Origin of the sequence: Aeromicrobium marinum DSM 15272, assembly GCF_000160775.2 — a bacterium.
Lineage (GTDB): Bacteria > Actinomycetota > Actinomycetes > Propionibacteriales > Nocardioidaceae > Aeromicrobium > Aeromicrobium marinum.
On the sequence record NZ_CM001024.1, the window covers coordinates 1,727,177 to 1,747,099 of the forward strand.

The following is a 19,923-nucleotide window of genomic DNA, read 5'->3' on the forward strand; positions in this document are numbered from 1 at the left end:
GACCCCAGTATCGCAGGGACCGCCCATGTCGGCGCCGTCGCGGGCGGGCCCGGCTCAGCCGCTGCCCGCGGTGGTGACGAACCCCAGCACCGCGGCGAGGTTCATCGCCAGTCCCCGGGTCTCCAGCCGGCCGTCGCAGGTGGCCAGCAGGCATCCCTGCGGAGCGAACTCGCCGACCCCCAGCGCACCCAGTGCGACACGGATGTCGGCGACCGTCTCCGGGGTCACCTCGAAGCTCACGACGTCCTCGTAGGGGCCGAGGTCCGGGAGGTCGACGTCGGTGTACGCGGGCAGCAACCGTCGGAAGAACTCGTGGTAGAGCTCGGAGCTGACGTTGGCGGTGAGCAGCGTCTGCGGGTCCGGCGAGACGTCGCCGGCCACACCCATCCACGTGACCTGCGTGCCGAGGCTCGGGGAGACGAAGGTGTTCTGCTGCAGGAAGCCGACGGTGGCGAACGCGTCGGACCCGAACCCCGGAAGAGGTTCGCGATCGAACGTACGTCGGGAGGGGACGTCGGGGGTGATGCACGGCGTCCGGTTGACCCAGAAGAGCATGCCGTAGCAGGCGTTGGTCGGGCTCGGGCCGGTCGCGGCACCCAGGTAGTCCGCCGACACGATCTGCCGGTCCGCCCACCGGCCGTCGTTCGCCAGGAGCATGCCGACGCGGGCGAACTCCGTCGGTCGCATGATCAGGTGGGCGTGCCCGTAGGTGTTGCCCGCACGGTCGCGCAGCCAGATGTACGACCCGGGCCGGATGCCGATGGGCGTGAAGATCTCCCGCTGGACGAAGTCCTGGATGTCCTCCCCCACCGCACGCCCGACGACGTAGGCCGCGATGTCGGGATTGCGCTGTCCGTACTCGAAGTAGGTGCCCGGCTCGTGCTCGAGCGGGAGCGCGAGCCCCTGCCGGACGATGTTCGCGTCGAGGGCGACGGTGCCCGCCTCGGTGATGATGCTGGTCTTCAGACCGCTGTTCTCCTGCAGGAGCTGACGCACGGTGATCGCGCGCCGCTCGGCGTCGCCCCATCCCGGGGGCAGGTAGAGGTCGATCGGGTCGTCGAGGTCGAGCAGCCCGCGGTCGACGGCGACACCGACCGCCAGGCTGACGACGCTCTTCGTGGAGCTCCACAGGTCGAGCGGGACGAGGTCCCCCAGAAGGTTGCCCGGACCCGTGCCGACGAGGCAGTGGTGTCGGAAGACCATGACGGAGGTGCGCAGCCGGCTCGACGCGAAACCGGTGGCGACGTCGAGCTGCGCCGGGTCGAGGCCGACCTCCTCGGGCGCGGCGGTCTCGAACGGTTCGCCGGGAGCCGGGACGTCGCACTGCTTCTGGCCCGCAGCCGCGACATCGGTGGTCGAGGCGGCCGCGGACCATGGCGCCACCAGGACGGCACCGACCAGGGCGGACACGAGAGCGATGCGGCGCATGGGACCTCCGGGGAACGTGTGAGATCAATTACTTTACCTGTAGTCAAGCAAAAGGCAAGCAGCGAGCTTCCCACACGGCACACTGGTGCCATGGCCCGCGGACGACCTCGTACCTTCAGCGACGACGTGCTGCTCGCCGCCGCACGGTCGGCCCTCGTCGACCACGGCTACCACGAGGTCACGATGGACGAGATCGCACGGCGCGCGGGCACCAGCAAGCAGACCCTGTACGCACGGTACGAGGACAAGGCCGGACTCGTCACCGAGTGCGTACGGCAGGACTGTGCGGCGATGGCCGACCACCTGCGGTCGTCCTACCGGGAGGTCCGCGGCCGCTCCCTGCACACCCAGGTGCGCGCGGGCATGTTCGCGGTCGCCGAGTTCGCGGCGCTGGAGCCGGAGCGGTTCCAGCTCGTCATGCAGGTCGACTGGCCCGAGAAGTTCACCACGCTCGAGCGGCTGCAGGCCGAGCTGGCCGACGAGATCGCCGCGAGCTTCACCGCAGGCTTCCCCGACATCGACCCCCGTCGCGCCGTCGACCTCTCGGCGCTGCTGGTCTCGCTCGGCTGGCGAACGGCCCTGCAGGCGGACGGGTCCGGTGCCGACCGGGTCGCCGAGCTGGCCGGCCTCGCCACCGGTCTCACGATGCACGGACTGGCCGGCCTCCTCACCGCGTCGGAGTGATCGTGGTCACCCCGACCGGTTCAGGGTCGGTTCAGGGGTCCACCTGATGCACATCTGTCCTCGCTGTTCGCCATGATGGTTCCGCGCCACCGGGGCGCCCGTCGGAGAGGACCGTCATGAATCGTCAGATCGCCGGCTGGATCGCCCACCCGTGGGCCAAGTGGGTCGTGCTCGTGGTGGCCCTGGTGTTCATCGGCGGGGTCGGGTCGTTCGGCGCGAAGCTCGCCGACGTGCAGGAGAACGACATCGCGTCGTTCCTGCCGAGCGACGCCGAGTCGACCGAGGTCATCAACCAGGCCGGATCGTTCTCCGACCCCGACGCCGTGCCCCTCGTCGTCCTCTACGTCCGCGAGGGCGGCCTGACCCCTGAGGACCTCGCCAAGATCTCGGCCGACACCGCGGCGTTCGCCGACATCGAGGACTTCGCCGACGACGCCGTGGGCCCGATCCCGTCCGCGGACGGCGAGGCTGCCCAGGTCATCGCCACCGTGGTGCTCGGCAGCGACGGCTGGGAGGTCCTCCCCGACCGGGTCGAGGCCGCGGGAGAGCTCGCCGACGCGGGGGCCGACGGCCTCGAGGTGTACCTGGCCGGACCTGCGGCCCTCGGCGCCGACCAGTCCGAGGCGTTCGCCGGCATCGACGGTATCCTGCTGATCGCCGCGATCAGCGTGGTGGTCGTGATGCTCCTGCTGACCTACCGGAGCCCGATCCTGTGGATCATCCCGCTGTTCTGCGGGGTGGCCAGCGTCTTCACCGCGCAGGGCATCGTCTACCTGCTCGCCCGGTACGCCGACCTGACCGTCAACGGTCAGAGCGCCGGCATCCTCAGCGTGCTCGTCCTCGGTGCCGGGATCGACTACGCGCTGCTGCTGGTGGCCCGCTACCGCGAGGAGCTGCGCCGCTACGAGGACCGTCACGAGGCCATGGCCCATGCCCTCCACCGTGCCGCGCCGGCCATCCTGGCCAGCGGTGCCACGGTCATCATCGGCCTGCTGTGCCTGGTGTTCGCGCAGCTGAACTCCACGGCCGGCCTCGGACCCGTGGCGGCCTCCGGCATCGCCGTCGCGCTGCTGCTCATGCTGGTGCTCCTCCCCGCGCTGCTCGTCATCTGCGGGCGGTGGGTCTTCTGGCCCTTCATCCCCCACTTCGGCGACCCCGAGCGCATCGACACCGGGTTCTGGGCACGGATCGGTCGCCGCATCGCCGTCCGGCCGCGCGTCGTCTGGGCCGTCACCACTGCGGCACTCGCGGCCGGCACGCTCGGGCTGTTCCAGCTCGACGCCGACGGTCTGACCAACGAGGAGTCGTTCACCACCGAGCAGCCCTCCATCGAGGCCGGGAAGATCGTGAACGAGTACTTCCCCGTCAGCACCGACTCGCCGCTGCAGGTCATCGCCGCGGTCGACACCGCCGACGAGGTCGTGGCCGCCCTGGCCGAGGTCGACGGCGTGGAGCCCAGCGCGATCGAGGTGCTCGGCCAGGACGACGAGGTCGCCTACGTCGAGGCTGCCCTCGTCGACGCGCCCGACTCGCCGGAGGCGTACGAGACCGTCGACCGGGCCCGTTCGGCCCTCGACGACGTGGGCGACGGAGCGGCCCTCGTCGGCGGCCAGACCGCGCTGATCAAGGACGTCCAGGACGCGTCGGCCGCGGACAACCAGCTGATCATCCCGATCATCCTGGTGGTCGTGCTGCTGGTCCTGGTGGTGCTGCTGCGAGCGATCGTCGCGCCGGTGATCCTGCTCGGCACCGTGGTGCTGTCGTTCGGTGCGGCGCTCGGCATCAGTGCCCTGGTCTTCACCCACGTGTTCGGGTTCGCCGGTGCCGACACCTCGTTGCCGCTGTTCGCGTTCGTGTTCCTGGTGGCGCTGGGCATCGACTACAACATCTTCCTCATGACCCGGGTGCGCGAGGAGGCCCTGAAGTACGGGACCCGGCGCGGCGCCCTGATCGGGCTCTCGGCCACCGGCGGGGTGATCACCTCGGCCGGACTCGTCCTGGCGGGCACCTTCGCGGCACTCGGCTCCCTGCCGATCGTGTTCCTCGCCGAACTGGGCTTCGCGGTGGCCCTGGGCGTGCTGCTCGACACCATCATCGTGCGGTCGGTGCTGGTGACGGCGCTCAACCTCGACATCGGCCGGCACATGTGGTGGCCGTCCGCGCTCGGCCGCAAGGAGGACATCGAGCCGGTCACCACCGACACCACTGGGACCGCCTCACTCGTCCCCCGCTGACTCCCCGCTGACTCCCCGCTGACTCCCCGCTGAGCGTGACGTTTCCGCCCCGATTCCGTCGATTCGAGGGCGGAAACGTCACGCCCAGCGGGGGCGGGGGCCGAGGCGGAGTGGGCCGGGGCGGCCGGCGGCCTAGACTGTTCCCTCGTGACTGCCACCCCCGCCAACCGCGTCCCGGAGAAGCCCGCCCTCGAAGGCCTCGAGGCGGCGTGGTCGGCCCGCTGGGAGGACCAGGGCACCTACCGCTTCGACCGCAGCCGGAGCCGCGACGAGGTCTACTCGATCGACACACCGCCGCCGACCGTGTCCGGATCGCTGCACGTCGGCCACGTGTTCAGCTACACCCACACCGACCTGATCGCCCGCTACCAGCGCATGCGCGGCAAGGAGGTCTTCTACCCGATGGGGTGGGACGACAACGGTCTGCCGACCGAGCGACGGGTGCAGAACTACTACGGGGTGCGGTGTGACCCGTCGCTGCCGTACGACCCCGGCTTCACCCCTCCCGCCGAGCCCGACGCGAAGAAGCAGGTGCCGATCAGCCGGCGCAACTTCATCGAGCTGTGCAACGAGCTGGTCGCCCAGGACGAGCTGGTCTTCGAGGAGCTCTGGCGCACGTTGGGACTCAGCGTCGACTGGACCCAGACCTACACGACCATCGGCCCGGCGGCGCAGACCACCAGCCAGCGGGCGTTCCTGCGCAACCTGGCCCGCGGAGAGGCCTACAGCCAGGACGCGCCGACCCTCTGGGACGTCACCTTCCAGACGGCCGTGGCCCAGGCCGAGCTCGAGGCGCGCGACTACCCGGGCGCCTACCACCGGGTGGCGTACCACGGCCCCGCCGGCACCGTGCACGTGGAGACCACGCGACCCGAGCTGACCCCCGCCGCCGTGGCGCTGGTCGCCCATCCCGACGACGAGCGGTACCAGCCGCTGTTCGGCACCACGGTCACCTCGCCGATCTTCGGCGTCGAGGTCCCGGTGATCGCCCACACCCTCGCCGACCCCGAGAAGGGGTCCGGCATCGTGCACTGCTGCACCTTCGGCGACCTGACCGACGTGCAGTGGTGGCGCGAGTTCGCCCTGCCCAACCGCACCGTGATCGGGCGGGACGGGCGCATCCTGCGCGAGGTCCCCGACTGGATCGCCACCGACGCCGGTCGCGACCTGTTCTCCGAGCTGTCGGGCAAGACCACGTTCACCGCCCGCGAGCTGATCGTCGAGGCCCTGCGCGCCAGCGGCGACCTCGACGGTGATCCGGTGCCGACCCAGCGGGTGGCCAACTTCTACGAGAAGGGCGACAAGCCGCTCGAGATCGTCTCGACCCGGCAGTGGTACCTCTCCAACGGTGGGCGCGATCCCGAGCTGCGGTCCGCCCTCGTCGCCCGGGGCGACGAGATCTCGTGGAAGCCCGGCTACATGCAGTCCCGCTTCACCAACTGGATCGAGGGCCTGAACGGCGACTGGCTGGTCTCCCGCCAGCGGTTCTTCGGCATCCCGTTCCCGGTCTGGTACCGCCTGGACGCCGACGGACTGCCCGACCACGAGAACCCGATCCTGGCCGACGAGGCCGACCTCCCGGTCGATCCTGCGTCCCAGGTGCCGCCCGGGTTCAGCGAGGACCAGCGAGGGGTCCCCGGCGGCTTCATGGCCGACCCCGACGTCCTCGACACGTGGGCCACCTCCTCGCTCACCCCGCAGCTGGTGACCGGCTGGGAGCGGGACCCCGAGCTGTTCGCGGCCACCTACCCGATGGACCTGCGGCCCCAGGGTCACGACATCATCCGGACCTGGCTGTTCAGCTCGGTCGTGCGGTCGCACGCCGAGTTCGGTGGAGTGCCGTGGACCCACACCGCGCTCTCGGGCTTCGTGGTCGATCCCGACCGCAAGAAGATGAGCAAGTCCAAGGGCAACGTGGTGGTGCCGGACGAGATCCTCCGCACCTACGGCGCCGATGCCGTCCGCTGGCGCGCCGCCGGAGCCCGGCCGGGAGCCGACTCGCCGTTCGACGAGGCCCAGATGAAGGTCGGGCGACGACTGGCGATGAAGGTGCTCAACGCCAGCAAGTTCGTGCTGGCCGCCGAGGACGCCTACGGGCTGGGCGCCGGCGTGGCCGACCTCGACCCGGCCGCGGTGACCGTGCCGCTCGACCGGGCGATGCTGACCCGGCTGAGCGGCGTGGTCGACGCCGCCACGGCCCACTTCGAGGACTACGACTACGCCTCCGCGCTGGAGGTGACCGAGAAGTTCTTCTGGGACTTCTGCGACGACTATCTGGAGCTGGTCAAGGAGCGGGCCCGCCGCGACGATGCCGAGGGGGCCTCGGCCCGGTCGGCCTTCGCCCTCGCCCTCGCCGTGCAGCTGCGGCTCCTGGCGCCCTTCCTGCCCTACGTGACCGAGGAGGTCTGGTCGTGGTGGCAGGAGGGGTCGATCCATCGCGCGTCCTGGCCCGAGGCCTCCGCCGACCTGGCGGTCGAGCCGGGCGATCCGGCGCTCCAGGACGTCGCCGCCCAGGCGTTGGCCGGCCTCCGGGGGGCCAAGTCCGTGGCCAAGGTGGGCATGAAGACCGAGATCTCCGCCGCCACGGTCACCGCTCGGCAGCGTGACCTCGACCTGTTGTCCTCAGCCCTGCCCGACGTGACCGCCGCCGGCCGGGTCGTCGGGGAGGTCACCCTGGTGGCCGACGAGTCGGCCGACGCGCTGACCGTCGAGGCCACCCTGGCCGTCTGAGCGCTGCCCCGAACCGTCGGTGTGGTCTCGAGGCTGCTCGTTCCTCGCAGCACCTCGACCACCGAGGGGCAGGCGACCGTCGAGGCCACCTTGGCCGTCGGTGTGGTCTCGAGGCTGCTCGTTCCTCGCAGCACCTCGACCACCGAGGAGCGGGCGACCACCGAGGCCACCCTGGCCGTCTGAGCGCAGCACCTCGACCACCGGGGAGCAGGCGACCGGGTCAGGCGAGGGCTGCCGCCGCGGCCTCCCGGGCGGCAGCCGGATCGCCTGCGGCGAGCGCGGCGCGGGCCGCGGCCCGGCACTGCTCGAGGGTGACGGCCGAGAGCTTCGACCCCACCAGCGGCGCGGCGGTCGCGGCCGCCGAGAGTGAGGTGACCCCCAACCCGACCAGCACGCAGGCCAGGGACGCGTCGGCGGCCGCCTCGCCGCACACACCGACCGGCTTCCCGGCGTCCTGACCGGCACGGGCCACCAGCTCGACCAGGGTGAGCAGCGCAGGCTGCCACGGATCGGTGAGCCGCGACAGCGACGGCGCCATCCGGTCGGCGGCGAACGTGTACTGGCTCAGGTCGTTGGTCCCGATCGAGACGAAGTCCACGTGGCGCAGGATCCGGTCGGCCAGCAGGGCCGCGCTCGGGATCTCGACCATCACGCCCGGGACCAGTCCCCGTGACCTGGCCCGGTCGCCGAACCAGGCCGCCTCCTGCTCGGTCGCGACCATCGGCGCCATGACCCAGACCGGGGCGTCGTGGTCCGCGGCGGCCGTCGCGATCGCGTCGAGCTGGCGGTCCAGCATGGCCGGGTCCCGCAGGCCGAGCCGCAGGCCCCTCACGCCGAGCGCCGGGTTGGGCTCGTCGCTGATGGTGGCGAAGCTGACCGGCTTGTCGGACCCGGCGTCGAGGGTGCGGATCACCACCTTGCGGCCCCTCATCGCGGCCAGGACCTCGCCGTAGATGTCGGCCTGCTCGACGACGGTGGGTTCGACGTCGCGGTCGAGGAAGCACAGCTCGGTGCGGAACAGCCCGACCCCCTGCACCGGACGCTCCGCAGCCGCGCGGGCACCGGCCCCGTCCTGGACGTTGGCCAGCACGTCGACCCGGTGGCCGTCGGACGTGGCCCCGGGCCCCGTCCACGACCGCGCGGCCTCGCCGACCGCGGCAGCCGCCTCGGTGCGCAGCCGGACCACGTCGACGGCGGGGTGGGTCACCACCTCACCCGTCGCCCCGTCGACCAGCACCGGGGTCCCGACCTCGAGGTCGTCCAGACCGGTGACCCCCACGACGCACGGGATGCCGAGCTGTCGGGCGATGATCGTGGTGTGGCTGGTTGCTCCGCCGAGCGAGGTCGCGATCGCCACGATCACGGCGGGGTCCAGGCCGGCGGTGTCCGCCGGAGCCAGGTCGTCGGCACACAGCACGGACGGCTCGGTCGGCTGCGGGATGCCCGGCTCCGGCTGGCCGGTGAGCTCGGCGACGATCCGGTCGCGCACGTCGGCGAGGTCGGTGACCCGCTCGGCCATCAGTCCTCCGACGGAAGCGAACATCGCGCTGAGCTCCTCGACCGCACCGGCGGTCGCGGCGCACACGCCATGGCCGTCGGCCAACCGCTTCTCGACCAGGGCGGCCAGTCCGCGGTCCCGAGCGAGCGAGGAGGTGGCCATCAGCACCCCGGCCGCCGCACCGCTGGCCCGGGCGGCCCGGGTCGCCAGTCGGTCGGCCACCGTCGCGGCCGCCTCGGAGAACTGGGCCGACCCCTTCGAGACGGCCACCAGCGGATCGCGGTCCGGCATCGAGGGGCGCGGCATGGGCCGGACGACCGGCCCCGACCCGACCCCGGGAACCACCCCGGCGCCCCGCAGCACCTGACGGTCAGGGGTGGTGGTCAGCGGCTCCATCGGGGTCCTCCTGGTGATCTACAACACGCGGCAGTCCTTGACTTTACACGTATTCCCACGTAGAACAATGGCCAGAAGCCACAAATCCCACACAAACCCACGTGCAGAACGCGACGCACCGAGCGCGACAGGTCGTGCCGTCACGGTTCCGCCGCTGGGGCCAGGAGGATCGTGTACGCACCCGAACGCCAGCAGCTGCTCACCGAGCGGCTGCACCTGCACGGACGGGTGGCCGTCCTCGATCTGGCCGAGGAGCTCGGCGTGTCGACCGAGACCATCCGTCGCGACCTCGCCGTCCTGGAGCGCGACGGACTGGCCCAGCGGGTCCACGGGGGCGCGGTCAGCGCGCGAGGGCTCCCGGTCCTCGAGCCGGGGCTGGCGCAGCGCGCCGCCACCAACGCCGACCAGAAGGAACGCATCGCGGACGCTGCCGCGACCTTCCTGCCGGCTGCCGGGGGCAGCATGCTCCTGGACGCCGGGACGACCATCAGCCATCTGGTCGACCGGATCCCGCTCGACCGCCCCGTGACCGCGGTGACGCACTCGGTGCCCGTCGCGGGCAAGCTGACCGCCATCGCCTCGGTGACGCTCCAGCTGATCGGCGGTCGCGTCCGGGGCGTCACGGCGGCCGCCGTCGGACCCGCCGCCACGGGCGCCCTGGCCTCGATCCGGGCCGACGTCTGCTTCCTCGGCACGAACGCGGCAACCCCCGGGCACGGCCTCAGCACCCCCGACGACGAGGAGGCCGCCGTCAAGGCCGCCCTGGTGCGATCGGGACGCCGGGTGGTCGCCCTGTTCGACTCCTCGAAGTTCGGCCACGAACACCTGCACACCTTTGCCTCCTACGCCGACCTCGACGTCGTGGTCACCGATCACGGCGCCGATCCTGCCCAGCTCTCAGCGCTCCGGGACCACGGGGTCGAGGTCGTCCTCGCATGATCGTCACCCTGACCCCCAACCCCAGCATCGACCGCACGGTCACCCTCGCCGGGGCGCTGGAGCGCGGCGGTGTCGTCCGGTCCACCTCGACCGTCGACGAGCCGGGCGGCAAGGGTGTGAACGTGGCGCAGGTCGTGCGTCTCGCCGGTCATCGCGCCGTCGCCGTGCTCCCCGGTGACCACGACGACCCGCTGCTGCGTCTGCTCCGCGAGCTCGGACTGCCGCACCGGACCGTCGCCACCGGCTCGCCGGCCCGGGTCAACCTGACCCTCACCGAGGCCGACGGCACCACCACCAAGATCAACGCGCCCGGTCCGGCCCTGGCGACCGAGCACCACAGGGCGCTCATCCGCGACGTGGCGCGCGAGGCGTCCGGGGCGCGGTGGGCGGTGCTCTGCGGCTCTCTGCCGCCCGGCGTGCACCCCGGCTACTACGCGGACGTCGTCGACCGGGTGGACGGGGCACGGATCGCCCTCGACACCTCCGGTCCGGCCCTCGCCGCCGCTCTGGAGCGCTGCGCCGACCGCATCGCCGTGATCAAGCCCAACGCCCACGAGCTCGGCGAGCTGCTCGGGGTGCCGTCGACGATCCTCGAGGAGGATCCGTCCCGCGCGCACCGTCTCGTGCAGCCGTTGCTCGACCGCGGCCTCGGGGAGGTCCTGCTGACCCTCGGGTCCCGTGGCGCGCTCCTGCTCACCGCGGACGGCGCCTGGTCGGCTGCACCACCGCCCGTCACTCCGCGCAGCACCGTCGGCGCCGGGGACTCCGCGTTGGCCGGATATCTGATCGCCGACCTGATGGGCCGGGGGCCGGCCGAGCGTCTGGCCAGTGCCGTGGCCCATGGCAGCGCGGCGGCATCGCTGCCGGGCTCCAGGATGCCGGGCCCGGACGACCTGCCGGACGTGCCGCCGGCGCAGCGCCTGGTGTGAGCGCTAGGAGACCTCGGTCTCGAAGCTGATGCCCGCCGCCTGCAGACGTTCGATGAGCGGGACACCCATCGCGACCGCCGTGGTGACCTGACCGGAAACCGCGGGCAGGTCGTCGAACGCCAGGCACAGCGCCGACTCCGCCAACATGCGGGACGTCTCGGTGTAGCCCGGGTCGCCGCCCTTGACGAGGGTTCGGGCGGTGCGTCCGCCGCCCTCGCCGATCACGGTCAGCCGGAACCAGGACTTCTCACGGGTCGCCTCGCTGGGACCGTCGCCCGGATCCTTGGCCTTGAGCATCAACGCCCGCAGCGGACGGACCTGTGCGGCCAGCGTCGCCACCCCCAGACCCAGACCACCTGCGACCGTCATCCGCAGGGTCTTGAGGTGGGCGTAGTGCTCGTACCGGAAGTCGGGGCCGTACCGCTCCAACGCGCGGGCGGACCGCAGCACGACCAAGGGGTCGAGGGTCGGCAGGGGAATGCCCCAGCCCTCGACGCCGTCGGCCCTCCCGGCCCGACCGCCGCCCTTGACGACCCGGCCGGCGGGCCGCTCCTCGGCGGACCGGCGCTCGCCGGCGACGCGTGCGGACTGTCGCAGCGAGGACATCTGGTTGATGGCCGAGTGGTAGGTGCCCCCGGAGAACTCCGCGGCGGCCCGGATGTACCCCCGGACCCTCAGCGGGACGCCTTCGGGCAGCGCCAGCACGGTCGCGAGGACACCGAGATCGTAGGGGATGGAGTCGAAGCCGCAGGCGTGCACGATGCGGGCTCCGCTGGCCTCGGCCGTGGCGTGGTACCTGAGCCACATCTCGTCGACGAACTGCGGCTCTCCGGTGAGGTCGACGTAGGCGATGCCGGCCTCGGCGGCCGCCCTGACGACGCCCTCGCCGTACTTCAGGTACGGCCCGACCGTCGTGACGACCACCCGGGTGCGGGCGGCCATGGCCGCGAGGGACTCGTCGTCACCGGTGTCGGCCTCGACGATCTCGGGACGGACACCGCCGGCCGCGTCGATGCGGCGCGCGACCTCCTCGAGCTTGCTCCGGCTGCGGCCCGCGATGGCCCAGGTGGCGCCTTCGGGCAGGTGCTTCGCGAGGTAGTCGGCCGTCAGTCCGCCGGTGAACCCGGTGGCACCGAGCAGGGTGATGTCGGTGTGCGCCACGGGATCAGGACGCCTTCTTCTCGACGTCGTCGTGGGTCATGATGGTGGGCTCCTTCTCGCCGCGGACGACCGCTCCGTCGACGACGACTCGAGCGGCGTCGTCCCGGCTGGGCACGTCGAACATCGTCGGCTGCAGCACCTCCTCGACGATCGAGCGCAACCCACGGGCCCCGGTGTCACGCTTGAGGGCCAGCTCGGCCATCTCGTCGAACGCGTCCTCGGTGAACTCCAGCTCGATGCCGTCGATCTCGAACAGCCGCTCGTACTGCTTGCTGAGCGCGTTGCGCGGCTCGGTGAGGATGCGGATCAACGCCTCCTTGTCGAGCTTGTTGACGCTGGCGATGACCGGCAGTCGGCCGATGAACTCCGGGATGAGACCGAACTTCAGCAGATCGGTGGGCTCGACCCGGGCATAGGTCTTCTCGGCCGAGGTGGGGGTGCTGGCGCTCGGCTCGGAGTTGAAGCCCACGCTGACCTTGCCGTTGCGCTGCTCGATGATCTCCTCGAGTCCTGCGAACGCACCACCGACGATGAACAGCACGTTGGTGGTGTCGATCTGGATGAACTCCTGGTGCGGATGCTTGCGGCCGCCCTGCGGCGGGACCGAGGCGGTGGTGCCCTCGAGGATCTTCAACAGGGCCTGCTGCACGCCCTCGCCGGACACGTCGCGGGTGATCGACGGGTTCTCGCTCTTGCGGCTGATCTTGTCGATCTCATCGATGTAGATGATGCCGGTCTCGGCCTTCTTGACGTCGTAGTCGGCGGCCTGGATGAGCTTGAGCAGGATGTTCTCGACGTCCTCGCCGACGTACCCGGCCTCGGTCAACGCGGTGGCGTCGGCGATCGCGAACGGTACGTTGAGCATCCGGGCGAGCGTCTGGGCGAGGTAGGTCTTGCCGCAGCCGGTGGGGCCGACCATCAGGATGTTGGACTTGGCCAGCTCGACCTGGTCGTCCTTGCCGCGTCCCCCGGCGCTCTGCGCCTGCACGCGCTTGTAGTGGTTGTAGACCGCCGTCGACAGCGAGCGCTTGGCGCCCTCCTGGCCGATGACGTAGCCCTCGAGGAAGGCGAAGATCTCGTGCGGCTTGGGCAGCTCACCGAGGCTCAGCTCGGCACCCTCGGCGAGCTCCTCCTCGATGATCTCGTTGCACAGGTCGATGCACTCGTCGCAGATGTAGACCCCGGGCCCGGCGATCAGCTTCTTGACCTGCTTCTGGCTCTTGCCGCAGAACGAGCACTTCAGCAGGTCGGCGGTCTCACCGATGCGTGCCATGTGGGGTCCTTCCCTTCCGTGCCTGAGGTGACGAGCCCGAGACCCCGGACACCGCCCTCGCCAGCGTAACCGCCATCACGGACGGCGTCGCGGTCTCGAGCGGGGCCCGGGGTGCGTGTCGTCAGACCTCGGGGGTCTTCAACGTGTCGAGGACCTGGTCGATCAGGCCGTACTCGAGGGCCTGCTGGGCGGTCAGGATCTTGTCGCGGTCGACGTCGCGGCTGACGTCCTCGGGCGAGCGGCCCGTGGAGGTCGAGATCATCTGCTCCATCAGCGACCGCATCCGCATGATCTCGTTGGCCTGGATCTCCAGGTCCGAGATCTGACCGCCGGTGCCCTCGGTGTAGGGCTGGTGGATCAGGATGCGCGCGTTCGGCAGCGCGAACCGCTTGCCCGGGGTCCCGGCGCCCAGCAGCACGGCCGCGGCCGAGGCGGCCTGGCCGAGGCAGAACGTCTGCACGTCGGGCTTGAGGTAGCGCATCGTGTCGTAGATGGCCGTCATGGCCGTGAACGAGCCGCCGGGGCTGTTGATGTAGATGCTGATGTCGCGGTCCGGCTCCATGACCTGCAGGCACAGCAGCTGGGCGATGACGGCGTTGGCGACGTCGTCGCTGATCGGCGTGCCGAGGAAGATGATGCGGTCCTCGAACAGCTTGGCGTAGGGGTCGATGCGCCGGAACCCGTAGGACGTGCGCTCCTCCCACTGGGGGATGTAGTAGCTCATGGTTGCGTCCTGTCCGTCGTCGTGGTGCTCATCGGTTGACCTCGCCGGCGGTGGCGACCACATGGTCGATGAAGCCGTACTCCAGGGCCTGCTGCGGCGTGAACCAGCGGTCGCGGTCCGCGTCGATCTCGACCTGCTCCAGCGTCTGACCGGTGTGCAGGGACTGCAGCTCGTTGAGCTGCTTCTTGAGCAGGATGCTCTGCTCGGCCTGGATCTTGATGTCGGACGCCGATCCACCGATGCCGCCGGACGGCTGGTGCATCATGATGCGGGCGTGCGGCAGGGCGTACCGCTTGCCCTTGGTGCCGGCCGCCAGCAGGAACTGGCCCATCGAGGCGGCCAGGCCCATGCCGAAGGTGGCGACGTCGTTGCTGATGAACTGCATCGTGTCGTAGATCGCCATGCCGGCGTCGACCGAACCACCCGGGCTGTTGATGTACAGCGAGATGTCGGAGGTGGGGTCCTCCGCGCTGAGCAGCAGCATCTGGGCGCAGATCGCGTTGGCGTTGTCGTTGCGCACCTCGGACCCGAGGAACACGATGCGTTCCTTGAGCAGGCGCTGGTAGATGTGACCGTCGAGGTCGAGCTGGCCCGCCTCACCGGCCATGCGGGGCTGATCGTGTGGTGTGTTCACGCTCTCGACAGTAGACGCCGGGACGGGGCGACACACGCACAAACCCCGCCTGTTCGCTGATGGCGGACGAGGCCGCGGGTGCCGCGCCCGCGCCCGGTCAGGACGCTTCGGCGGTCGACTTGATCGTGGCCAGGGTCGACTCGATGCCGGCCTGCAGCTCGGTCTCGAAGTCGTCCGTGCCGCCCATGAGGCTGTTGGTCAGGACGTTCGAGACCTTCTTGACGCCGTGCGGGGCACGCCGCGACTCCGTGAGCCGGGTACCGGTGGCCGTCGGCTCCAGCTCGTAGCTCCAGACCGTGCCGTTCTCGACCACCCGGAAGGCGAGCTCGCGGTTCGGCTCGAAGACCTTGACCTTCGACCGGGTCGGCCACACCAGCAGGCCTCGGCGGTTGACGTTGATGGTGGTCGTGCCGACGCCGACCTCGCCGCCGCGCACGATCATCTTGCGGCACTGCGGGCTCCACTCCCCCATCCGCTTGAGGTCGGAGACGATCGACCACACCTTCTCGGGCGGGGCGGCGATGTCGATGCTCGCGGAGATCAGGTCACGGTTGGCCATGGGGTTCCTTCGGGCTGGTGGTGCGGGTCAGCGGTCGCCGGAGGCGGCGATCGCCCGGCGCGAGCGCGCCGACGCGGTGATCCACTCGATCAGCCAGTCCCCCACCCTCGGGTGGTTGAGCAGGGCGAAGTGGTTCGCGCTCGGAATGTACTCGAAGCGGGCGCCCTCGACCACAGCGCCGCTGCGGCCCACGCCGGTGGCCGACGAGAAGTGGACCAGCAGGTCGCCCAGCACCGCGCTGAAGGGGTGGCGCTGGCTGGCGCCCAGGGTGCAGGCCACGAAGTGGTACTCGGCATGGGCGAGCGGCGCGGCCGCGATGCGGTCGAGACCCCACTGCACGGTGAGGTCCTGGCCCTCCCACTCGTCGGCGCTGATGTAGCCGTGACGCAGGTCGACGATGCCGGCCGAACGGGTGTCGAGGATCCGGCCGAACGGGCGGGTCTCGGGCAGGAACCGCAGCATGCGGGACCCGACGTGCGCCACCTTCTCGAGCGCGGCGCCGGTGTGCGGGGTGCCCAGGCAGACCACGTCCCGCACCAGGTGCGGCCAGGTCTCGCCGGCGGCGGTCGCGTGGTTGGTGGCGGCGCGCACGACCAGGCCGCCCATGGAATGGCCGACCAGGGTGATGCGCGTGACCCGCACGGGCCAGGCCTCGACCATCTGCCGCAGCATCGCGTCGAGGTGCTTGCCGTTCTCGGACACGTGGAGCCCGGTGTTGTACCGGATCGTGACGGGGGTGCCGTCGGTCTCGGCGGTGATCCGCTCGGGATAGCTGGTCCCGAGGACCTTGCGGCCGTTCAACCAGGACTCGTCGTCCTCGCACAAGCCGTGCAGGAACACCACGAGGTGGCTCGAGGCGTCGCGGAAGGCCTCGGTCAGCGGCCACGCGGTGACCGGGACGTCGTCACCGTCGACCCGCACCGACATCGTGATCGCCTGCGGGTCGTCGAGCATCCGCAGCTCGTCACCGATCAGCCCGTTGACGGCCGCGACCACCTGACGACCGAACCGGGTGGTCTCGACGGGCCGGCCAACACCTCGCGCCGACAGGGCGCGCACGGATCCGCTGCCGACGCGCAGCACACCGGAGATGGCTCCGTACAGGGACGTGACCACCGCGTCGTGCAGGGACTCGGGGACGCGGCTGCCGACGACCCGGGTGGCACGGAACGCGCGGTCGGCCACGGCCTGGTGCACGTCGCGGGCCGTGCCGACGATCAACCGGTCACCGTAGTCGAGCGCGAGGGCGGCGACGTCGGTGGTGCGGGCGGGTGTGGCGGGCATGGTCACATACTGCCGGTATCCCGCGATGAACGGAACCACCGGGCGGGGCGTTCTTGGTCACTTCTCAGCGGTCGCGACCCGGCGCCCCACCCCGTGGCACCGGTCAGGCGGTGGGCTCGGCCTCGGCCTCGTCGTCGGGGCCGCCGAGGGAACCGTCGGCCTTGAGGTTGGCCAGGTCGACGGGGTTGCCCGAGCCGTCGACGACCTTCGCGCCCTCCACGAGCGAGGCGAGCGCCTTGCCGCGCAGCACCTCGCTGACCATCTCGGGCACGTGGTTGTGCTCCATGATGTGCTGGATGTAGCTGCTGGGGTCCTGCCCGGACTGCTGGGCGCGGCGGAAGATGTGCTGGCTCAGCTCGTTGTCGTCGATGCCGATCTCGTTCGCCTCCACGACCTGGTCGAGGATGAACTGGGCGGTGATCGAGTCGCGCACGCTGCGCTCCAGCTCGGCCTCGAACTCCTCGGCGGTCTGGCCCTCGTCCTCGAGGTAGCCCTCGAAGGTGAGGCCCGCCTGGGCGAGCTGCTGCTCGATCTGCTGACGGCGGCCGGTGAGCTCGGCCGACACGATGTCCTCGGGCAGCGGCGCCTCGACGCGACCGATGATCTCCTCCAGCACGAGGTCGCGGGCCTCGGCGGCCTGCTCCATCCGCTTGCCGCGGGTCACCTTCTCGGTCAGGTCGGCACGCATCTCGTCGACGGTGTCGAACTCCGACGCCATCTGGACGAACTCCTCGTCGAGGTCGGGCAGCTCGGTCTGCTTGACCTCGGTGACCGTGACGGTGACGTCGACCTCTTGGCCCTTCAGCTCGCCGCCGACCAGGGTGGTGCCGAAGGTCGCGGTCTCGCCGGCCGAGAGACCGGTGACGGCCTCGTCGAGCCCGTCCAGCATGGTCCCGGCGCCGATCGTGTAGGGCATGCCCTCCGCGGTGGCGGCCTCGATGGCCGTGCCGTCCTTCTCGGCGGCCGAGAGGTCGATCGTCAGCGCGTCGCCCTCGGCCGCGGCCCGCTCGACCACCGTAAAGGTGGCGAAACGCTGGCGCAGCGCCTCGATCTGCTCGTCGACGTCGTCGTCACCGACCGTGGCGTCGGAGACGCTGACCTCGATGGTGGAGATGTCCGGCAGCTCGATCGCGGGGCGCACGTCGAACTCGGCCACGACCTCGATGTCCTGGCCGTCGTCGAACTTCGCCAGGTCGATCTCGGGCTGGCTCAGCGGCTGCAGCTTGGTCTCGGCCACGGCGGCGCTGTACCAGCCGGGCAGGGCACTGTTGATGGCCTCGTCGAGGACGGCTCCGCGACCGATGCGCTGGTCGACGATCGCCGCCGGCACCTTGCCCTTGCGGAACCCGGGCACCTGGATCTGCGCACCGATCGTCTTGTAGGCCTGCTCGAGCGAGGGGGTGAACTCCTCGAACGGCACCTCGATGGTCAGCTTGACCCGGGTGGGGCTCAGGTTCTCGGTGGTGCTCTTCACGTGGGTGACTCCTGCGGTGGATGAACGAACATGGCCCGCGGAAATCCCACGCGAGCCACCGGCCACTCTACGGGGTCGGACCGGGCCCGCGACCCCGGGGCTGCGGGGATATCCGGGGACGAGCGACGGCACCGGGCCGTGCCCACGGATCCACCCGGCCGGTTCACACGGTGAGGATCCGCGCCGATCCGGGCCGCAGCGCCCGGGCGGCGAGCCGGCGGGTCCCGGCCCCCGGGTCGGTGCGGTCGCTGATCGCCCACCACTCCATCAGGAGGCGCTCGGGGGTGACCTCGAGCACGCAGTACCCGTGGTCGTCGAGGTTGACGAAGCGGACGTGCGGGTTGAGCGTCACGATCGCCTCCTCCATCGCGAGGGACACCGTCCTCGGGGACGTGCCCATGAAGTCGTCGACGTTGTTGCTGGTGACCGACGCGCACACGAACTCCGCCGCAACGGGGCGACCGTCCGCACCCTCGACCTCGTTCGCCCACGCGGTGTGCACGTCACCGCTGAGGAACACGACGCCGTCCACGTCGTCCGCGCCGATCGCCTCGAGCAGGCGTCGACGGTCGGCGGGGTACCCGTCCCACGTGTCGGTGTTCGGTTGCGCCGGACCCCAGGCCATCGGGTCGGTCGTGCGACGGACCGCGATCTCCTCGGCGGACGGCCGGGGTGGCATCAGCATCGGGGCGATCATCACGGGGTTGCCGACCAGCTTCCACCGGGCGGTGGAGGTGCGCAGGGTGTCGACGAGCCAGGCGTGCTGCGCCGGACCCGTCAGCGAGCGGTCGGCAGCGTGGGTGCGCGGGTCGTCGACCTCGAGCCGCTGGTCGCGGTGCCCCCGCAGGTCGAGCATCGTGAGGTCGGCGAGGTCGCCGAACTGCAGGTGACGGTGGATGTCGGCGCCGTCGCCGGCGACCGCGGTGCCGGACAGCCGGACCGGCATCCACTCGTCGTAGGCCCGCTGTGCCGCCCATCTGCGGTCCTCGAACGAGCCTTCGTCGGGCTGGTGCTCGAAGGCCCCGCCGGGGAACCATCCGTCGGCCACCTCGTGGTCGTCCCAGGTGACCACGAACGGCACGGCGGCATGGAGCGCCTGCAGGTCGGGGTCGGTCTTGTACTGCGCGTGCCGCACCCGGTAGTCGGCCAGCGTGACGGTCTCGTGGGGCGGCTCGTGGTGGCGGACGTCGTCCCAGTCGTGTCCGTGGGTGTACTTGCCCGGCTGGTACTCGTACAGGTAGTCGCCCAGGTGGACGACGGCGTCGAGGTCCCCCCGCTCGGCCAGGTGACGGTAGGCGCTGAACCAACCGGCCTGCCAGTTGGAGCACGACACCACACCGAACCGGAGACGCGCCGGGATCGCGCCCGGCGCGGGTGCCGTCCGGGTCCGGCCGACCGGCGACACGTCGGGCCCGGACACGAAGCGGTAGAGGTAGCTCCGGCCCGGCAGGAGCCCGTCGACGTCGATCTTGACGGTGTGGTCGCTGCGGACGTCGGTCGTGACGACACCGGAGCGCACGATCCGGGTGAAGTCCTCGTCGGTCGAGACCTCCCAGGTCACCTCGACCGGGTCACCGAGCCCGGAGCCGGGACGCGCGTCGAGGGTGGGCGACACGCGGGTCCAGATCACCACGGCGCCCGGCAACGGATCACCCGAGGCGACGCCGTGCTGGAACCGGTGGTGACGGAAGGAGGCGGCGGGCGACGGTATGGCCGCCGGGCCCACGACTCCGGCGACGGCAGCGAGACCCATGCCGCCGATCAGCACCTGACGACGGGACGGGCCGGGGGCCAGGGAGCTCCGCACGAGCCCATTCGCGCAGGTGTGACCGATGCCCGGCCGTCCTCCCGGTGAACGTCGGCTGTCGCGTCGCGGTCATCTCGGTGATCCCGCCCACGCCGGGAATGGATCACCGTCGCGATGGTTGAACCTTCACGGACCGCCCCGCTGCGGGGCGGTCCCCACGAGCCCTTCC

At 71.0% G+C, this 19,923-nt stretch carries 16 protein-coding genes; 6 read left to right on the top strand and 10 right to left on the bottom strand.

Going from position 1 to position 19,923, the window contains the following annotated elements; genetic code table 11:
- Window positions 1-54 precede the first annotated feature (54 nt).
- Window positions 55-1,428, bottom strand: a complete 1,374-nt coding sequence (locus HMPREF0063_RS08805; protein WP_007078317.1) for a serine hydrolase domain-containing protein — start codon at window positions 1,426-1,428, stop codon at window positions 55-57.
- A gap of 90 nt (window positions 1,429-1,518) precedes the next feature.
- Between HMPREF0063_RS08805 and HMPREF0063_RS08810 the strand changes: the two genes are divergently transcribed.
- The 4 genes from HMPREF0063_RS08810 (at window position 1,519) to HMPREF0063_RS16595 (ending at window position 7,259) form a co-directional block, all read left to right on the top strand.
- On the top strand, window positions 1,519-2,112 hold the full coding sequence (locus HMPREF0063_RS08810; RefSeq protein ID WP_007078318.1) for a TetR/AcrR family transcriptional regulator: 594 nt from the start codon (window positions 1,519-1,521) through the stop codon (window positions 2,110-2,112).
- Between the two features lie 116 nt (window positions 2,113-2,228).
- Window positions 2,229-4,346, top strand: coding sequence for an MMPL family transporter (locus HMPREF0063_RS08815; protein ID WP_007078319.1), 2,118 nt, complete (start codon window positions 2,229-2,231; stop codon window positions 4,344-4,346).
- Window positions 4,347-4,493: 147 nt separating this feature from the next.
- A complete protein-coding gene (gene valS, locus HMPREF0063_RS08820; RefSeq protein ID WP_007078320.1) occupies window positions 4,494-7,076 on the top strand; it encodes a valine--tRNA ligase in 2,583 nt (860 codons plus the stop codon).
- Between the two features lie 21 nt (window positions 7,077-7,097).
- The gene (locus HMPREF0063_RS16595) at window positions 7,098-7,259 is read left to right on the top strand and encodes a hypothetical protein (RefSeq protein ID WP_007078321.1); all 162 of its coding nucleotides are present in this window, start codon (window positions 7,098-7,100) and stop codon (window positions 7,257-7,259) included.
- A 37-nt stretch (window positions 7,260-7,296) separates the two neighbouring features.
- Here the strand turns inward: HMPREF0063_RS16595 and HMPREF0063_RS08825 are convergent, their stop codons facing one another.
- Entirely contained in the window at window positions 7,297-8,970 is a 1,674-nt protein-coding gene (locus HMPREF0063_RS08825; protein ID WP_007078322.1) for a phosphoenolpyruvate--protein phosphotransferase, read from the bottom strand.
- Window positions 8,971-9,141: 171 nt separating this feature from the next.
- Here HMPREF0063_RS08825 and HMPREF0063_RS08830 point away from each other — a divergent pair, with 171 nt between their 5' ends.
- Both HMPREF0063_RS08830 and HMPREF0063_RS08835 read left to right on the top strand, forming a co-directional pair.
- Window positions 9,142-9,909, top strand: a complete 768-nt coding sequence (locus HMPREF0063_RS08830) for a DeoR/GlpR family DNA-binding transcription regulator (protein ID WP_007078323.1) — start codon at window positions 9,142-9,144, stop codon at window positions 9,907-9,909.
- Entirely contained in the window at window positions 9,906-10,838 is a 933-nt protein-coding gene (locus tag HMPREF0063_RS08835; RefSeq protein WP_007078324.1) for a 1-phosphofructokinase family hexose kinase, read from the top strand. Before HMPREF0063_RS08830 ends, HMPREF0063_RS08835 begins: the two co-directional genes overlap by 4 nt.
- A gap of 3 nt (window positions 10,839-10,841) precedes the next feature.
- Here the strand turns inward: HMPREF0063_RS08835 and HMPREF0063_RS08840 are convergent, their stop codons facing one another.
- From HMPREF0063_RS08840 to HMPREF0063_RS08875, 8 genes are all read right to left on the bottom strand, one after another.
- Window positions 10,842-11,999 carry a saccharopine dehydrogenase family protein gene (locus HMPREF0063_RS08840; RefSeq protein ID WP_007078325.1) on the bottom strand — a complete coding sequence of 386 codons (1,158 nt, stop codon included), beginning with the start codon at window positions 11,997-11,999 and terminating at the stop codon, window positions 10,842-10,844.
- 4 nt (window positions 12,000-12,003) lie between these two features.
- A complete protein-coding gene (gene clpX / locus HMPREF0063_RS08845; RefSeq protein WP_007078326.1) occupies window positions 12,004-13,272 on the bottom strand; it encodes an ATP-dependent Clp protease ATP-binding subunit ClpX in 1,269 nt (422 codons plus the stop codon).
- A 121-nt stretch (window positions 13,273-13,393) separates the two neighbouring features.
- Window positions 13,394-13,996 (bottom strand): ATP-dependent Clp protease proteolytic subunit, encoded by a 603-nt coding sequence (locus HMPREF0063_RS08850; protein ID WP_007078327.1) that lies wholly within the window; start codon window positions 13,994-13,996, stop codon window positions 13,394-13,396.
- A gap of 28 nt (window positions 13,997-14,024) precedes the next feature.
- Complete coding sequence (locus tag HMPREF0063_RS08855) at window positions 14,025-14,603, bottom strand: ATP-dependent Clp protease proteolytic subunit (protein WP_007078328.1); 579 nt, start codon at window positions 14,601-14,603, stop codon at window positions 14,025-14,027.
- 124 nt (window positions 14,604-14,727) lie between these two features.
- Entirely contained in the window at window positions 14,728-15,189 is a 462-nt protein-coding gene (locus tag HMPREF0063_RS08860) for an SRPBCC family protein (RefSeq protein WP_007078329.1), read from the bottom strand.
- 27 nt (window positions 15,190-15,216) lie between these two features.
- Window positions 15,217-16,473: a lipase family alpha/beta hydrolase gene (locus tag HMPREF0063_RS08865; RefSeq protein ID WP_040320707.1), complete on the bottom strand. Its 1,257-nt coding sequence runs from the start codon at window positions 16,471-16,473 to the stop codon at window positions 15,217-15,219.
- Window positions 16,474-16,576: 103 nt separating this feature from the next.
- On the bottom strand, window positions 16,577-17,947 hold the full coding sequence (tig, locus tag HMPREF0063_RS08870) for a trigger factor (protein ID WP_007078331.1): 1,371 nt from the start codon (window positions 17,945-17,947) through the stop codon (window positions 16,577-16,579).
- A 163-nt stretch (window positions 17,948-18,110) separates the two neighbouring features.
- The gene (locus tag HMPREF0063_RS08875) at window positions 18,111-19,754 is read right to left on the bottom strand and encodes an alkaline phosphatase D family protein (RefSeq protein ID WP_040320210.1); all 1,644 of its coding nucleotides are present in this window, start codon (window positions 19,752-19,754) and stop codon (window positions 18,111-18,113) included.
- Window positions 19,755-19,923 lie beyond the last annotated feature (169 nt).

Excerpts from the sequence above, each read along its gene's own strand:
- HMPREF0063_RS08805 (WP_007078317.1), bottom strand. The coding sequence starts at position 1,428 with ATGCGCCGCATCGCTCTCGTGTCCGCCCTGGTCGGTGCCGTCCTGGTG.
- HMPREF0063_RS08810 (WP_007078318.1), top strand. The coding sequence starts at position 1,519 with ATGGCCCGCGGACGACCTCGTACCTTCAGCGACGACGTGCTGCTCGCC.
- HMPREF0063_RS08815 (WP_007078319.1), top strand. The coding sequence starts at position 2,229 with ATGAATCGTCAGATCGCCGGCTGGATCGCCCACCCGTGGGCCAAGTGG.
- HMPREF0063_RS08825 (WP_007078322.1), bottom strand. The coding sequence starts at position 8,970 with ATGGAGCCGCTGACCACCACCCCTGACCGTCAGGTGCTGCGGGGCGCC.
- HMPREF0063_RS08835 (WP_007078324.1), top strand. The coding sequence starts at position 9,906 with ATGATCGTCACCCTGACCCCCAACCCCAGCATCGACCGCACGGTCACC.
- clpX (WP_007078326.1), bottom strand. The coding sequence starts at position 13,272 with ATGGCACGCATCGGTGAGACCGCCGACCTGCTGAAGTGCTCGTTCTGC.
- HMPREF0063_RS08850 (WP_007078327.1), bottom strand. The coding sequence starts at position 13,996 with ATGAGCTACTACATCCCCCAGTGGGAGGAGCGCACGTCCTACGGGTTC.
- HMPREF0063_RS08855 (WP_007078328.1), bottom strand. The coding sequence starts at position 14,603 with ATGGCCGGTGAGGCGGGCCAGCTCGACCTCGACGGTCACATCTACCAG.
- HMPREF0063_RS08860 (WP_007078329.1), bottom strand. The coding sequence starts at position 15,189 with ATGGCCAACCGTGACCTGATCTCCGCGAGCATCGACATCGCCGCCCCG.
- HMPREF0063_RS08865 (WP_040320707.1), bottom strand. The coding sequence starts at position 16,473 with ATGCCCGCCACACCCGCCCGCACCACCGACGTCGCCGCCCTCGCGCTC.